Here is a 15,019-nt window from a genome sequence, read left to right as displayed (position 1 = left end):
GCAGGTTCGAGAAGAATGGACTGATGTCCGAGATGAACGCAGAAGGCCGCACCAAGCTCAACCAGATGCCCGAGTGGACTGCCTTGGGCAAGCACCGGGAGCAGCTGGGCGAGACCCATCTGCGGGAGCTGTTCGACGCCGATCCGGGCCGCGGCAGCGGCTGGACCCTGCAGGTCGGCGACCTGTATCTCGACTACTCCAAGCACCTGGTGACCGACGAGACGCTCGGCCTGCTCCGTGAGCTGGCCGCGGCGACCGGGGTCGCGGAGCTGCGGGACGCCATGTTCCGCGGCGAGAAGATCAACACCACCGAGGACCGTGCCGTCCTGCACACCGCGCTGCGCGCCCCGCGCGGTGCCGTGGTCGAGGTGGACGGGGAGAACGTCGTCCCGGGCGTGCACGCCGTGCTCGACAAGATGGCCGGCTTCTCGGAGCGGGTCAGGTCGGGGGAGTGGACCGGGCACACCGGCAAGCGCATCAAGAACGTCGTCAACATCGGCATCGGGGGCTCCGACCTCGGTCCCGCGATGGCGTACGAGGCGCTGCGCTCCTTCACCGACCGCGGGCTCACGGTCCGCTTCGTCTCCAACGTCGACGGCGCCGATCTCCACGAGGCCGTACGGGACTTGGACGCGGCCGAGACGCTGTTCATCATCGCGTCCAAGACCTTCACCACCATCGAGACCATCACCAACGCCACCTCCGCGCGCAATTGGCTCCTCACCGAGCTGAAGGCCGATCAGGACGCCGTCGCCAAGCACTTCGTGGCGCTGTCGACCAACGCCGAGAAGGTCTCCGACTTCGGCATCGACACGGCGAACATGTTCGAGTTCTGGGACTGGGTCGGCGGGCGGTACTCCTTCGACTCCGCCATCGGCCTCTCGCTGATGATCGCCATCGGCCCGGAGGCCTTCCGCGAGATGCTCGACGGCTTCCACCTCGTCGACGAGCACTTCCGCACCGCCCCCGCCGAGGAGAACGTGCCGCTGCTGCTCGGCCTGCTGGGCGTCTGGTACGGGGCGTTCTTCGACGCCCAGTCGCACGCGGTCCTGCCGTACTCGCACTACCTCTCCAAGTTCACGGCCTACCTCCAGCAGCTCGACATGGAGTCCAACGGCAAGTCCGTCGACCGCGACGGCAACCCGGTCCAGTGGCAGACCGGGCCGGTCGTCTGGGGCACGCCGGGCACCAACGGGCAGCATGCGTACTACCAGTTGATCCACCAGGGCACCAAGGTGATCCCGGCGGACTTCATCGCCTTCGCCCGCCCGGTCGCCGACCTCCAGCCCGGACTGGTCGCCCAGCACGACCTGCTGATGGCCAACTTCTTCGCCCAGACGCAGGCCCTGGCCTTCGGCAAGACGCCCGAGGAGGTACGGGCCGAGGGCGTGGCCGAGGAGCTCGTGCCGCACAAGACGTTCAAGGGCAACCACCCGACGACCACGATCCTGGCGGAGAACCTCACCCCGTCCGTGCTCGGCCAGCTGATCGCACTGTACGAGCACAAGGTGTTCGTCCAGGGCGCCATCTGGAACATCGACTCCTTCGACCAGTGGGGAGTCGAGCTCGGCAAGGTCCTCGCCAAGAAGGTCGAGCCGGTCCTGGTCGAGGGCACCGGCGGCGAGCAGCTGGACAGTTCCACCGCGGCGCTTGTCTCGAAGTACCGCGCTCTGCGCGGCCGTTGACAGGTCCCGCAAACAGAAGACCGGCCCGCACTCCCCTCGGGGAGTGCGGGCCGGTCCGCGTTGCAGCGACCGCTAGGCGGTCGGCGGGTAGAGCTGCGGCGGCAGTTCGGAAGCCGCTGCCGAGTCCAGCAGCCACAGCGTCCTGCTGCGGCCGTACGCACCCGCTGCGGGCGCCTGGATCTCCCCGGCGCCGGACAGGGCGACAGCTGCCGCCCCCGCCTTGTCCGCACCCGCCGCCAGCAGCCATACCTCACGCGCCGCCCGGATGGCGGGCAGCGTCAGCGAGATGCGGACGGGCGGCGGCTTCGGGGCGCCGTGCACACCGACCACGGTGCGCTCGGTCTCCCGTACGGCAGGGAGCTCGGGGAAGAGCGAGGCCACATGCGTGTCCGGGCCGACCCCCAGCATCAGAACATCGAACGTCGGGACCGGACCATGGTCTTCCGGGCCCGCCGCGGCGGCCAGTTCGGCGGCGTACGCGGCGGCCGCGGCCTCCACGTCGTTGCCGAACTCGCCGTCGGAGGCCGCCATCGCGTGCACCCGCTTCGGGTCGAGCGGAACGGCGTCCAGCAGGGCCTCACGGGCCTGCGTGACATTGCGCTCCGGATCGCCCTCGGGCAGGAACCGCTCGTCGCCCCACCACAGGTCCAGGCGCGACCAGTCGATCGCGTCCCGGGCCGGCGAGGAGGCCAGGGCGGCCAGCAGACCGTTGCCGTTGCGGCCGCCCGTGAGGACCACGGACGCCGAGCCGCGCGAAGCCTGGGCGTCCAGGATCTTCGTGATCAGCCGGGCCGCCGTGGCCTGCGCCATCAGCTCCTTGTCGCGGTGGACGACAAGTTGCGGAACAGCACTCACTTCGACGCCGCCCTCTTGGCCGGAGCAGCCTTCTTCGCGGCGGTCTTCTTCGCCGCGACGGACTGGGCCTCGGAGACGACAGGCTTCTCGTCGGACTCGGCCGGCACCGCCGCGGCACTGGTCTCGCCCAGCCGGTCGACGCCGTACGCCAGCGCGGCCGCATAGGTGTCGTCCGGGTCGAGCCGGCGCAGCTCCTCGGCGAGCAGCTCCGAGGTCTCGCGCCGCTTCAGCGCCACCGCACGGTCCGGCTGGCCCTGCATGGAGAGCGTGGCCAGCGAGCCGTCGGCACGGTCGAGGACGATCGGGCCGTGGTCCGACTCCAGCCGTACGGCCGTGAGTCCGGGGCCCGCCGAGATCGTGCGGCGTACCGGAACGCCGAGGCGCTCGGCCAGCCACATGGCGAGCAGCTCGCAGCTCGGATTGAACTCCTCGCCCTCCACCTCGACCGCGGTGATCTTCGCGGCCACCTGGTCAAGGGCAGCGGCGAGCATCGAACGCCACGGGGTGATGCGCGACCACGACAGGTCGGTGTCGCCCGGGGTGTACGTCGCGGCGCGCGCGGTCAGCTCGTGGATCGGCTGCTCGGCGGCGTACGAGTCGGTGACACGGCGCTGGGCCAGTGCACCGAGCGGGTCCTTCGCCGGGTCCAGCGGTGCGTTCACCGGCCACCAGACGACCACGGGGGCATCGGGCAGCAGCAGCGGCAGGACCACCGACTGGGCGTGGTGCAGGACTTCGCCGTACAGCCGCAGGACGACCGTCTCACCGGTGCCCGCGTCCGAGCCCACCCGCACCTCGGCGTCGAGGCGCGCCTTGGCGCGGTCGCGCGGCGAGCGCGAGACCCGCTTGATGACGACCAGGGTGCGCGAAGGGTGCTCGCGCGAGGCGTCGTTGGCGGCCTTGAGCGCGTCGTAGGCGTTCTCCTCGTCGGTGACGATGACGAGGGTCAGCACCATGCCGACGGCCGGGGTGCCGATCGCGCGGCGCCCCTGCACGAGGGCCTTGTTGACCTTGCTGGCCGTGGTTTCGGTCAGGTCGATTTTCATGGGCGCCGCCAGCTCCGTCCGTCTCGTGCGAGCATTTCGTCCGCCTCGACAGGTCCCCAGGTGCCCGACTCGTACTGCGCGGGCTTGCCGTGGGCGTCCCAGTACTCCTCGATCGGGTCGAGGATGCGCCAGGAGGTCTCGACCTCCTCCAGCCGCGGGAAGAGGTTGGAGTCGCCGAGGAGCACATCGAGGATGAGCCGCTCGTACGCCTCGGGGCTGGACTCGGTGAAGGACTCGCCGTACGCGAAGTCCATCGACACGTCCCGGATCTCCATCGCGGTGCCGGGCACCTTGGAGCCGAAGCGCATCGTGATGCCCTCGTCGGGCTGGACGCGGATGACGATCGCGTTCTGGCCCAGCTCCTCCGTCGCCGTGTGGTCGAAGGGGGAGTGCGGGGCGCGCTGGAAGACGACCGCGATCTCGGTGACGCGGCGGCCGAGGCGCTTGCCCGTACGGAGATAGAACGGGACGCCCGCCCAGCGACGGTTGTCGATCTCCAGCTTGACCGCGGCGTAGGTGTCGGTCTTCGACTTGGGGTCGATGCCGTCTTCCTGGAGGTAGCCGACGGCCTTCTCGCCGCCCTGCCAGCCGGCCGCGTACTGGCCGCGCACCGTCTCCTTGCCGAGGTCCTTGGGCAGCTTCACAGCGCCGAGGACCTTGGTCTTCTCCGCGACCAGCGCGTCGGCGTCGAAGGAGGCGGGCTCCTCCATCGCGGTCAGCGCGAGCAGTTGGAGGAGGTGGTTCTGGATGACGTCACGGGCTGCGCCGATGCCGTCGTAGTACCCGGCACGGCCGCCGATGCCGATGTCCTCCGCCATGGTGATCTGGACGTGGTCGACGTACGACCTGTTCCAGATCGGCTCGAACAGGGTGTTGGCGAAGCGGAGCGCCAGGATGTTCTGGACGGTCTCCTTGCCGAGGTAGTGGTCGATACGGAAGACCTCGTGCGGCGGGAAGACCTCGTGCACGACCTTGTTGAGCTCCTGGGCGCTCTCGAGGTTGTGACCGAAGGGCTTCTCGATGACCGCGCGGCGCCAGGAGCCTTCCTTCTGGTCGGCCAGCCCGTGCTTCTTCAGCTGCTGGACGACGGAGGGGAAGAACTTCGGCGGGACGGACAGGTAGAAGGCGAAGTTGCCGCCCGTGCCCTGCGCCTTGTCGAGCTCCTGGATGGTCGCCTTGAGCTGCTCGAACGCGTTGTCGTCGTCGAACGTGCCCTGGACGAAGCGCATCCCCTGGATGAGCTGCTGCCAGACCTCCTCGCGGAAGGGGGTGCGCGCGTGCTCCTTGACGGAGTCGTGCACCTCCTGCGCGAAGTCCTCGTCCTGCCACTCGCGGCGGGCGAACCCGATGAGCGAGAAGCCCGGCGGGAGCAGCCCGCGGTTGGCGAGGTCGTAGACGGCGGGCATCAACTTTTTACGGGACAAATCGCCCGTGACGCCAAAGATCACCAGGCCCGACGGCCCCGCGATACGCGGGAGCCGTCGGTCCGCGGCGTCACGCAGCGGATTGCTGCTTGACAAGGTTTCAGCCCTCCGAGGGGGCGAGGCGCTTGAGCTCTGCCTCGGTCGACTTGAGCAGGTCAATCCAGGCCGCCTCGAACTTCTCGACGCCCTCGTCCTCCAGGAGCTGTACGACGTCGTCGTAACTGATCCCGAGCTTCTCGACGGCGTCGAGCTCGGCGCGGGCCTGCTCGTACGTGCCGGCGATGGTGTTGCCGGTGATCTGGCCGTGGTCGGCGGTGGCCTCGAGGGTCGCCTCCGGCATGGTGTTCACCGTGTTGGGCGCGACGAGGTCGTCGACGTACAGCGTGTCCTTGTACGACGGGTCCTTGACGCCGGTCGAGGCCCACAGCGGACGCTGCTTGTTGGCCTGCGCCTTGTCCAGGGCCGCCCAGCGCACGGAGGCGAAGACCTCTTCGTACGCCTCGTACGCGAGCCGCGCGTTGGCCAGCGCCGCCTTGCCCTTGAGGCCCTTGGCCTCGTCGGTGCCCAGGCCGTCGAGGCGCTTGTCGATCTCGGTGTCCACACGGGACACGAAGAAGGAGGCCACCGAGTGGATCTTGGAGAGGTCGAGGCCCGCGGCCTTCGCCTTCTCCAGGCCCGCCAGGTAGGCGTCCATGACCTCGCGGTAGCGCTCCAGCGAGAAGATCAGCGTGACGTTGACGCTGATGCCCTTGCCGATGACCTCGGTGATCGCCGGCAGGCCGGCCTTCGTCGCCGGGATCTTGATGAGCGTGTTCGGGCGGTCCACCAGCCAGGCCAGCTGCTTGGCCTCGGCGACCGTGGCCGCCGTGTTGTGGGCCAGGCGCGGGTCGACCTCGATGGAGACCCGGCCGTCCTGGCCGGCCGAGGAGTCGAAGACCGGGCGCAGGATGTCGGCGGCGTCCCTCACGTCAGCCGTCGTGATCATGCGGATGGCTTCTTCGACGGTGACCTTGCGGGCGGCGAGGTCGGTGAGCTGCTGCTCGTAACCGTCACCGCTCGAGATCGCCTTCTGGAAGATCGACGGGTTGGTGGTGACACCCACCACGTGGCTCTCGTCGATCAGCTCGGCCAGATTGCCGGACGTGATGCGCTTGCGCGACAGGTCGTCGAGCCAGATCGCGACGCCTTCGTCGGAGAGGCGCTTGAGTGCGTCTGTCATGAGAGTTGCATCTCCTGTTTGATCGTGTACTGGCGTCAGCGCTGGGCTGCGGCGATCGATTCCCGGGCAGCGGAGGCAACCGCGTCCGCGGTGAAACCGAACTCGCGGAAGAGGACCTTGGCGTCGGCCGAGGCACCGAAGTGCTCCAGCGAGACGATCCGGCCCGCGTCACCGACGAAGCGGTGCCAGGTCAGACCGATACCGGCCTCGACCGCGACGCGCGCCTTGACGGACGGCGGGATGACCGAGTCCCGGTACCCCTGGTCCTGCGCGTCGAACCACTCGACGCACGGCATCGAGACGACCCGGGTCGGAACCCCTGCCGCCTGGAGCTGCTCGCGCGCCTCGACGGCGAGCTGCACCTCGGAGCCGGTGCCGATCAGGACGACCTGCGGCTCGCCGCCGTCGGCGTCGAAGAGGACGTAACCGCCCTTGGCGGCATCCTCGTTGGCGTCGTACGTCGGAACGCCCTGGCGGGTCAGCGCGAGGCCGTGCGGGGCGCTCTTGCCGAAGTCCTTCTTGCCGCGGCGCAGGATCTCGCGCCAGGCGATCGCCGTCTCGTTGGCGTCCGCGGGGCGGACGACGTTGAGGCCCGGGATGGCGCGCAGCGAGGCGATGTGCTCGACCGGCTGGTGCGTCGGGCCGTCCTCGCCGAGACCGATGGAGTCGTGCGTCCAGACGTACGTCACCGGAAGGTGCATCAGCGCCGAGAGACGGACCGCGTTGCGCATGTAGTCGGAGAACACCAGGAAGGTGCCGCCGTAGATGCGCGTGTGGCCGTGCAGGGCGATGCCGTTCATCTCCGCGGCCATGGAGTGCTCGCGGATGCCGAAGTGGATCGTCCGGCCGTACGGGTCGGCCTCGGGGAGCGGGTTGCCCGCGGGGAGGAACGACGACGTCTTGTCGATGGTGGTGTTGTTCGAGCCCGCGAGGTCGGCGGAGCCGCCCCACAGCTCGGGGATGACCGCACCGAGCGCCTGCAGGATCTTGCCGGACGCGGCACGCGTCGCGACGGCCTTGCCGGTCTCGAAGGAGGGGAGCTTCTCCTCCCAGCCCGCCGGGAGCTCGCCCGCGTTGATGCGGTCGAACTCGGCTGCGCGCTCCGGGTTGGCGGTGCGCCAGGCGGCGAAGGACTTCTCCCACTCGGCCTTGGCCTCGCGGCCGCGGTCGAGCGCCTCACGGGTGTGGCCGATGACCGCCTCGGAGACCTCGAAGGTCTTCTCCGGGTCGAAGCCGAGCACGCGCTTCGTGGCCGCGACTTCGTCGTCGCCGAGCGCCGAGCCGTGCGCGGCCTCGGTGTTCTGGGCGTTCGGGGCGGGCCAGGCGATGATCGAGCGCATCGCGATGAAGGACGGCTTGTCCGTCACCGCCTTCGCGGCCTCGATCGCGTTGTACAGGGCCTCGGGGTCGAGGTCGCCGTCCGGCTTGGGCGCCACGCGCTGGACGTGCCAGCCGTACGCCTCGTAGCGCTTCACGGTGTCCTCGGAGACCGCGGTCTCCGTGTCGCCCTCGATCGAGATGTGGTTGTCGTCCCAGAGAAGGACGAGGTTGCCGAGCTTCTGGTGCCCGGCCATCGAGGACGCCTCCGCGGAGATGCCCTCCTGGAGGCAGCCGTCACCGGCGATGGCGTAGACGAAGTGGTCGAACGGGGAGGTGCCCTGGGCGGCCTCCGGGTCGAACAGGCCGCGCTCGTAGCGGGCGGCCATCGCCATGCCCACGGCGTTGGCGACACCCTGGCCGAGCGGCCCGGTGGTCGTCTCGACGCCCGTGGTGTGGCCGTACTCCGGGTGACCGGGGGTCTTGGAGCCCCAGGTGCGGAAGGCCTTCAGGTCGTCCAGCTCCAGGCCGAAACCGGCCAGGTACAGCTGGGTGTAGAGGGTCAGGGACGAGTGTCCCGCAGAGAGGACGAACCGGTCGCGGCCGGTCCAGTCGGCGTCCGCCGGGTCGTGCCGCATCACCTTCTGGAAGAGGGTGTAGGCGGCCGGGGCCAGGCTCATGGCCGTACCGGGATGGCCGTTGCCGACCTTCTGTACGGCGTCCGCGGCCAGGACGCGTGCCGTGTCAACGGCCCGCTGGTCCAATTCGGTCCACTCGAGGTCTGTGGTGGTCGGCTTGGTGCTCACCCTGGGTCAGGGCTCCTCTCCACATGTTTTTAGTGTCCCGGTGACTGAGGGCGCACCGGGCGCTGTCGAGCCTACCCCCGCCGGAACGCGCAAAATTTCGAGTGCCTGTCGGGAAAAGACAGTCACAGCCAGGGTGCGGGCAACGGGCGCACTTCGCCTGTCGGCGAGCGATTCGTCCCGTGCCGAGCGCGCTCCAACACGAGCCCACCCCCGCGAAGAACGGCGTATGGGCAACGTCTAGAGTGGCGTGGTAAGCGCAAGTCTTTACCGGGCCTTCACGCCCGGAAACTACGGGGACTTGCTGGGAATTCTCTGTCAGGGGTGTGCGTGACGGCGCTCGAGTCCCGACCCGCAGGGGTCGTCTTGACTCCCAGCCCGGGGGCCCATCGGCCATTCGGGGCCCGCGTCAAGGCATTCGTGGCGCTGACCAAGCCGCGGATCATCGAACTGCTGCTGATCACCACGGTGCCGGTGATGTTCCTGGCAGAGCAGGGTGTGCCCCAGCTCTGGCTGGTTCTGGCGACCTGCATCGGCGGCTATCTGTCGGCGGGCGGCGCCAACGCGCTGAACATGTACATCGACCGCGACATCGACGCGCTGATGGACCGCACCTCGCAGCGTCCGCTGGTCACCGGGATGGTGTCACCGCGTGAATGTCTGGCCTTCGGCTTCGCACTCGCAGTGATCTCGACCCTCTGGTTCGGGCTGCTGGTCAACTGGCTCTCGGCGGCGCTCGCGCTGGGCGCGCTGCTCTTCTACGTCGTCGTGTACACGATGATCCTGAAGCGCCGCACCTCGCAGAACATCGTCTGGGGCGGCATCGCCGGCTGTCTGCCGGTGCTCATCGGCTGGTCCGCGGTGACCAATTCGATGTCGTGGGCCCCGGTCATCCTCTTCATGGTGATGTTCTTCTGGACGCCGCCGCACTACTGGCCGCTCTCCATGAAGGTCAAGGAGGACTACGCGCGTGTGGGCGTTCCCATGCTGCCCGTCGTCGCCTCCAACCGGGTCGTGGCCCGTCAGATCGTCATCTACAGCTGGGTGATGGTCGCCGTCTCGCTGCTGCTGACCCCGCTCGGCTACACCGGCTGGTTCTACACGTCGGTCGCCCTGCTCGCCGGAGGCTTCTGGCTCTGGGAGGCGCACGGGCTGCAGTCCCGCGCCAAGGGCGGAGTGACGGGCGCGAAGCTCAAGGAGATGCGGCTGTTCCACTGGTCGATCACCTATGTGTCGCTGCTGTTCATCGCCGTGGCCGTGGACCCCTTCCTGCGCTGATCACTACTCGCGAGTAGCATGCCGTCATGGCTGAGACCCAGGTAGACGAGAAGGCCGAGAAGCAGGCCGCCAAGGACGAGCGCAGGGCCGCCAGGCTCGCGAAGCAGATCCAGGCGTTCTCTGCGTCGCACGGCGGCGCCGAGGCGCAGGTCGCGTACATCGGGCAGAAGGGCGCGCGCATCGTGCTCGTCGGCGAGGACGGGGAGTGGGGCGACCTGGTCGCACCCACCTACGCCCTCGCGCAGAGCGCCACCGAGAAGGCCGGAGTCACCGTTCACGAGGACTTCGACGGGGAGTTCGCGGCCAAGGTGCGCACCGGTCCGTACGAGTGGACGCGTATGGCCGGCATTCAGGTCGGCGGCCCGAGCAACACCTGAGGCGCCCTCACCCGTTAGGACTGTGGAAGCACAGTCCACTACGGGAGTCCGGATGATCGAAACGCCGTCCCTGGTGGACCAGTACTGCCACGGCGTCCTCCGTACGGAGCTCGGGCTCGGCACCTTCGAGTCGTATCTCGGCAGGACCACGGGCCCGCCCGCCCCGGGCACCACCTACTTCGACACCCAGACCGGGTTCGCGGTGCGGCGCTGGTGCCCGCCGCTGCTCGGCCTCGAACCGCACTGCCCGCCGGCCCGCTATCTCGCGCGCCGCAGGGAGCTCGGGGTCGTGGAGTCGGGGCGGCGGCTGTTGCGCGGCACGGGCGTCTCCACCTATCTCGTCGACACCGGGATGCCGGGGGACCTCACCGGGCCCGGTGAGATGGCGGCGGCCGGGGGCGCGGACGCGCGCGAGATCGTACGGCTCGAATTACTGGCCGAGCAGGTCGCCGACACCTCCGGCACCGTCGAGTCCTTCCTCGCCAACCTCGCCGAGGCGGTGCACGCGGCGTCCTGCACCGCGGTCGCCTTCACCTCCGTCGCCTGTGTACGGCATGGTCCCGCCCTGGCGCCCGAACCGCCGGGACCCGGTGAGGTGCGCGGTGCGGCGGGGCGCTGGCTGGCCGGGCGGCAGGTCGGGGGGCGACTCAAGGACCCCGTACTGCTGCGGCATCTGCTCTGGAACGCCGTCGCCTCGGGGCTGCCGCTGCAGCTGCAGGTGGGGGTCGGCGATCCGCTGCTGCTCACCGATTTCGCCGCGGCCGCGACCGGACTCGGCACCGATCTGGTGCTGCTGCACGGCTATCCGTACCACCGCCAGGCCGCGCATCTGGCGAGCATTTACCCGCATGTGTACGCCGATCTGGGCCCCGCCCTCGCGCACACCGGGGCGCGGGCCGCCGCCGTGCTCGCGGAGATCCTGGAGCTCGCGCCGTTCGGGAAACTGCTCTTCTCCAGCGGCGGCTACGGGGTCCCCGAGCTGCACGTGGTGGGCGCGCGGATCTTCCGGGAGGCGCTGGAGCGGGTCCTCGGGGACTGGGTGCGGGACGGGGCCTGGTCGCGTACGGACGCCGTACGCGTCGCCGGGATGATCGCCGCGGGCAATGCCCGGCGGGTCTACGGGCTCGAGTCGTGAGGGACGCGTGTCGGTGGAATCATGGATTCCGGTCAGCTGCCGTCTTCAGGAAGGAAGCGGGATGTCCTCCAAACGACGTCGTAAGAAGAGGGCCCGGCGCAAGCACCGTGCGAACCACGGCAGCCGCCCCCAGAGCTGAGAAGAGCCCCGCCTTCCACTCGGAGGGCGGGGCTTCTTGCGTGCTGCGGGTCCTCAGACGGAGGAGAGCGCCGAGCTGTCCGACTGGGACGGGATCTCGGTGTCCGCCGTCGGCCGCTCGCGCAGCGACAGCAGGACGCGCACCACACCGATCCAGACCAGGCAGGCGCCGAACATGTGCAGCCCGACCAGGACTTCGGGGGTCTTGGTGAAGTACTGGATGTAGCCGAGGACACCCTGGAACATCAGGATCAGGAAGAGGTCGCGGGCGCGCCTGCGCGGGCCGATCGGTGCGTCGACCGCCTTCAGTACGAACCAGAGCGCGACCGACAGGGCCACCACGAGCCAGGCGAGGTCGGCGTGCAGCTGGGCGATCATCGTCCAGTCGAGCGGGATGCGCTTCACGTCGCTGGAGTCGCCCGCGTGGCGGCCGGCGCCCGTGACGACCGTACCGACCGCGATGAGCGCGCCCGCCGCGGCGGTGAGCAGCCAGGTGAGCTGGACGACCGCCTTGCCCACCAGGGGGCGGGGTGCCGCGGAGCCCTCGCGGGTGCGCTGCCAGGTGACGACGGCGATCGCGATCAGGGCCGTGGAGAGCAGGAAGTGCGCGGCCACGGTGTACGGGTTGAGACCGACCAGCACCACGATGCCGCCGAGCACCGCATTGCCCATGACGACCCAGAACTGGGTCCAGCCGAGGCGGGTCAGGTCGCGCCGCCAGGGCTCGGCCGCGCGGGCCGCGATGATCGCCCAGCCGACGGCCGCGCACAGGACGTACGTGAGCATCCGGTTGGAGAACTCGATGATCCCGTGGAAGCCCATCTCACTGGTCGTGGTGAGCGACTGGTCGGTGCACTTGGGCCAGGTCGGGCAGCCGAGGCCGGAGCCCGTCAGGCGCACCGCGCCGCCCGTGACGACGATCGCGACAGCCATCACGAGGGCTGCCATGGCGGCCCGCTGGACGGTCCGGGGATCGGGGGTCCAGCGGTCGGCGATGAAGGCGAGCGGGTTTCGCACGGCTTGAGCGACTTCGGCTCGGGTCAGCTTTGGCACGGGGACATCGTAGGCGGAACGCTTGTGCACGCTTTCACTAGGGGTACTTACTTACTCCCAGCGGAAGAATCGGGCAGCCGCGCCCAGGCCGAGAACCGCCCAGACGGCGAGGATGCCGAGGTCGCCCCAGGGCATCGACGCCCCGTGCTGCAGCACGTCGCGCAGGCCGTCGGAGAGCGCCGAGATCGGCAGCAGATTCAGTACGGACTGGACGCCGCCGGGGAACTTGTCCATCGGGACGATCACCCCGCCCGCCACCAGGAGCAGCAGGAAGACCAGGTTGGCCGCTGCGAGGGTGGCCTCCGCCTTGAGGGTGCCGGCCATGAGGAGACCCAGGCCGGAGAAGGCCGCCGTACCGAGGACCAGGAGGAGGACGACCGCGGCCGGGTTGCCGTGCGGGGACCAGCCGAGCGCGAAGGCGATCACGGTGAGAAGGGCGATCTGCAGGACCTCGGTGACCAGGACGGCCAGGGTCTTGGCGGTCATCAGCGCCCAGCGGGGGAGCGGGGAGGCGCCGAGCCTCTTGAGGACTCCGTAGCGGCGCTCGAATCCGGTCGCGATCGCCTGGCCGGTGAAGGCGGTGGACATCACGGCGAGGGCGAGGATGCCGGGGGCCAGGAAGTCGACGGACTTGCCTGCCCCTCCCGCTGTTTGAGTAGGCACAGTGATGATGTCGACGGAGGAGAAGAGGACCAGGAGGAGCGACGGGATGATCACCGTCAGCAGCAGCTGCTCGCCGTTGCGCAGGAGCATCTTCGTCTCGAAGGACGCCTGGGCCGCGATCATGCGGGGGAGCGGGGCAGCTCCGGGCTGCGGGGTGTAGATACCGGCGCTCATGCGCGCAGCTCCTTGCCGGTCAGTTCCAGGAAGACGTCTTCGAGGGTGTGGCGTTCGACCGCGATCCCGTCCGGCATCACACCGTGCTGGGCGCACCACGACGTGACCGTCGCGAGGAGCTGCGGGTCGACCTGGCCGGTGATCCGGTAGGCGCCGGGGGTGAGTTCGGCGGCGGCCGTGCCGTCGGGGAGTGCCTTCAGCAGCGAGCCGAGGTCGAGACCGGGGCGGCCGGTGAAGCGCAGGGTGTTCTCCGCGCCGCCGCGGCACAGCGCCTCGGGGGAGCCCTGGGCGATGACCCGGCCCGCGTCGAAGATCGCCACGTCGTCGGCGAGCTGCTCGGCCTCGTCCATGAAGTGGGTGGTGAGGACGGTGGTGACACCGTCAGTACGCAGTTCCCGTACGAGATCCCAGGTCGAGCGGCGGGCCTGCGGGTCCAGGCCCGCGGTCGGCTCGTCCAGGAAGACCAGTTCGGGGCGGCCGACCACGGCCATCGCGAGGGCGAGGCGCTGCTGCTGGCCGCCGGAGAGGCGGCGGTAGGTGGTGCGGCCGCAGCTCTCCAGGCCCAGGCGCTCGATCAGCGCGTCCACGTCGAGGGGGTGCGCGTGCAGTTTCGCCATGTGGCGGAGCATCTCGTCGGCGCGGGCGCCGGAGTAGACGCCGCCGGACTGGAGCATCACGCCGATCCGCGGGCGGAGCTTCGCCGCGTCGGCGACCGGGTCGAGTCCGAGGACGCGGACCGTGCCCGCGTCCGCGCGGCGGTAGCCCTCGCAGGTCTCGACGGTGGTGGTCTTGCCGGCGCCGTTGGGGCCGAGGACGGCGGTCACGGTGCCGGTGGCGACGCTGAGGTCGAGGCCGTTCACCGCGGTCTTCGTTCCGTACCGCTTGACGAGGCCGCGGACCTCGACGGCGGGGTCTGTGCTCATGCCTGCGAGTCTACGAACCTTCCGGGGCCCGCTTGCACGCGGTACGGCTCCGGGACGGAGGTCCCGGGAAAGAGGGGGCCCGAGACTCTGAGGGTGGTGTCGTTCCCCGTACTTCACACCGCTCCTACGGCCGTAGCGTCGAAGGGTGATCACCATCGCGGAGAGCATCGAGGCGACCGTCGGGCAGGCCGAGCACAAGGCCCACGACCTGAGGAAACCGCCGCGCTACTTCGTCTCGGCGATGCTCGCGGGCGCGTACATCGGCGTCGGCGAGATCCTGCTCCTGGTGGCGATATCGCCGTTCGTCGCCGAGCACTCGGCCGCCGCGAGGCTGTTGGAGGGTGCGGTCTTCCCGGTCGCGCTGACCCTGGTGATGTTCGCCGGCGCCCAGCTCTTCACCAGCAATGTGATGGTGATGCTCGTCGGCGCACTCTCCGGACGCACCGGGCTCAGGGATCTGGTCCTCAGCTGGTCCGTCTCGCTGGCCGGGAATCTGGCCGGCGCCCTGGCCTTCGGTGCCATGGTGCACGCCTCGGGTGTGACCGCCGCCCCGTCCGCCCGCGCGATGCTCGCCGAGATGGTCTCCGCCAAGAACGCGCTGACCGGCGGTCAGATCTTCTGGCGCGCGGTCCTCTGCAACATGCTGGTCTGCCTCGCCGTGTGGATGTTCTCCCGGGCGAAGGGTGACGGCGCCAAGATCTTCGTGCTCTGGCTGCCGGTGCTGGTCTTCGTCGCCGTCGGCTTCGAGCACTGCGTCGCCAACATGGCCGTCTACAGCCTGGCGATCCTCGACGGCAGCGCGGGCTGGGGCGACCTCTTCCGCAATCTGAGCTTCGCCGTGCCGGGCAACATCGTGGGCGGAGGTCTGCTGGTCGGGGCCGTCTACTGGTTCACCAGCGGCGTCCGCCGGACCGTGGACCGCTAGGCGT

Annotated in this window: 13 protein-coding genes; 5 read left to right on the top strand and 8 right to left on the bottom strand. The window is 69.6% G+C overall.

Annotated features, from left to right (window positions below; all coding sequences use genetic code 11):
* Positions 1-32 precede the first annotated feature (32 nt).
* Positions 33-1,685 carry a glucose-6-phosphate isomerase gene (gene pgi, locus OG707_RS07410; RefSeq protein WP_329127650.1) on the top strand — a complete coding sequence of 551 codons (1,653 nt, stop codon included), beginning with the start codon at positions 33-35 and terminating at the stop codon, positions 1,683-1,685.
* A 72-nt stretch (positions 1,686-1,757) separates the two neighbouring features.
* On the opposite strand, the gene pgl is transcribed toward pgi, so the two are convergent.
* The 5 genes from pgl to tkt are packed head-to-tail and all read right to left on the bottom strand — an operon-like array spanning position 1,758 to position 8,352.
* A complete protein-coding gene (gene pgl / locus OG707_RS07405; RefSeq protein WP_329115636.1) occupies positions 1,758-2,540 on the bottom strand; it encodes a 6-phosphogluconolactonase in 783 nt (260 codons plus the stop codon).
* Positions 2,537-3,586 carry a glucose-6-phosphate dehydrogenase assembly protein OpcA gene (gene opcA / locus OG707_RS07400; RefSeq protein ID WP_329115634.1) on the bottom strand — a complete coding sequence of 350 codons (1,050 nt, stop codon included), beginning with the start codon at positions 3,584-3,586 and terminating at the stop codon, positions 2,537-2,539. Before opcA ends, pgl begins: the two co-directional genes overlap by 4 nt.
* Entirely contained in the window at positions 3,583-5,106 is a 1,524-nt protein-coding gene (zwf, locus tag OG707_RS07395; RefSeq protein ID WP_329115632.1) for a glucose-6-phosphate dehydrogenase, read from the bottom strand. Before zwf ends, opcA begins: the two co-directional genes overlap by 4 nt.
* Before the next feature lie 4 nt (positions 5,107-5,110).
* Positions 5,111-6,229 carry a transaldolase gene (gene tal, locus OG707_RS07390; RefSeq protein WP_329115630.1) on the bottom strand — a complete coding sequence of 373 codons (1,119 nt, stop codon included), beginning with the start codon at positions 6,227-6,229 and terminating at the stop codon, positions 5,111-5,113.
* Between the two features lie 35 nt (positions 6,230-6,264).
* Entirely contained in the window at positions 6,265-8,352 is a 2,088-nt protein-coding gene (gene tkt / locus OG707_RS07385; protein WP_329115628.1) for a transketolase, read from the bottom strand.
* Between the two features lie 321 nt (positions 8,353-8,673).
* On the opposite strand from tkt, the gene OG707_RS07380 reads away from it, so the two are divergent.
* Genes OG707_RS07380 through OG707_RS07370 form a run of 3 tightly spaced genes read left to right on the top strand, consistent with a single transcriptional unit; the run spans position 8,674 to position 11,139 of the window.
* Positions 8,674-9,627, top strand: a complete 954-nt coding sequence (locus OG707_RS07380) for a heme o synthase (protein ID WP_329115626.1) — start codon at positions 8,674-8,676, stop codon at positions 9,625-9,627.
* Between the two features lie 26 nt (positions 9,628-9,653).
* Positions 9,654-10,004 carry a hypothetical protein gene (locus tag OG707_RS07375; protein ID WP_329115624.1) on the top strand — a complete coding sequence of 117 codons (351 nt, stop codon included), beginning with the start codon at positions 9,654-9,656 and terminating at the stop codon, positions 10,002-10,004.
* Positions 10,005-10,056: 52 nt separating this feature from the next.
* Entirely contained in the window at positions 10,057-11,139 is a 1,083-nt protein-coding gene (locus tag OG707_RS07370; RefSeq protein ID WP_329115622.1) for an amidohydrolase family protein, read from the top strand.
* A 192-nt stretch (positions 11,140-11,331) separates the two neighbouring features.
* Here the strand turns inward: OG707_RS07370 and OG707_RS07365 are convergent, their stop codons facing one another.
* From OG707_RS07365 to OG707_RS07355, 3 genes are read right to left on the bottom strand one after another with little or no spacing between them, the layout of a single operon-like run.
* Entirely contained in the window at positions 11,332-12,330 is a 999-nt protein-coding gene (locus OG707_RS07365; RefSeq protein ID WP_329115620.1) for a COX15/CtaA family protein, read from the bottom strand.
* A gap of 51 nt (positions 12,331-12,381) precedes the next feature.
* Positions 12,382-13,167, bottom strand: coding sequence for an ABC transporter permease (locus OG707_RS07360; protein ID WP_329115618.1), 786 nt, complete (start codon positions 13,165-13,167; stop codon positions 12,382-12,384).
* On the bottom strand, positions 13,164-14,090 hold the full coding sequence (locus OG707_RS07355; RefSeq protein ID WP_329115616.1) for an ABC transporter ATP-binding protein: 927 nt from the start codon (positions 14,088-14,090) through the stop codon (positions 13,164-13,166). Before OG707_RS07355 ends, OG707_RS07360 begins: the two co-directional genes overlap by 4 nt.
* Positions 14,091-14,235: 145 nt before the next feature.
* On the opposite strand from OG707_RS07355, the gene OG707_RS07350 reads away from it, so the two are divergent.
* Complete coding sequence (locus OG707_RS07350) at positions 14,236-15,015, top strand: formate/nitrite transporter family protein (RefSeq protein WP_329115614.1); 780 nt, start codon at positions 14,236-14,238, stop codon at positions 15,013-15,015.
* Positions 15,016-15,019 lie beyond the last annotated feature (4 nt).

The organism is Streptomyces sp. NBC_01465 (assembly GCF_036227325.1).
GTDB lineage: Bacteria > Actinomycetota > Actinomycetes > Streptomycetales > Streptomycetaceae > Streptomyces.
The sequence above is the reverse complement of the archived record's forward strand: the minus strand, read 5'-3'. Positions and strand labels throughout refer to the sequence as shown.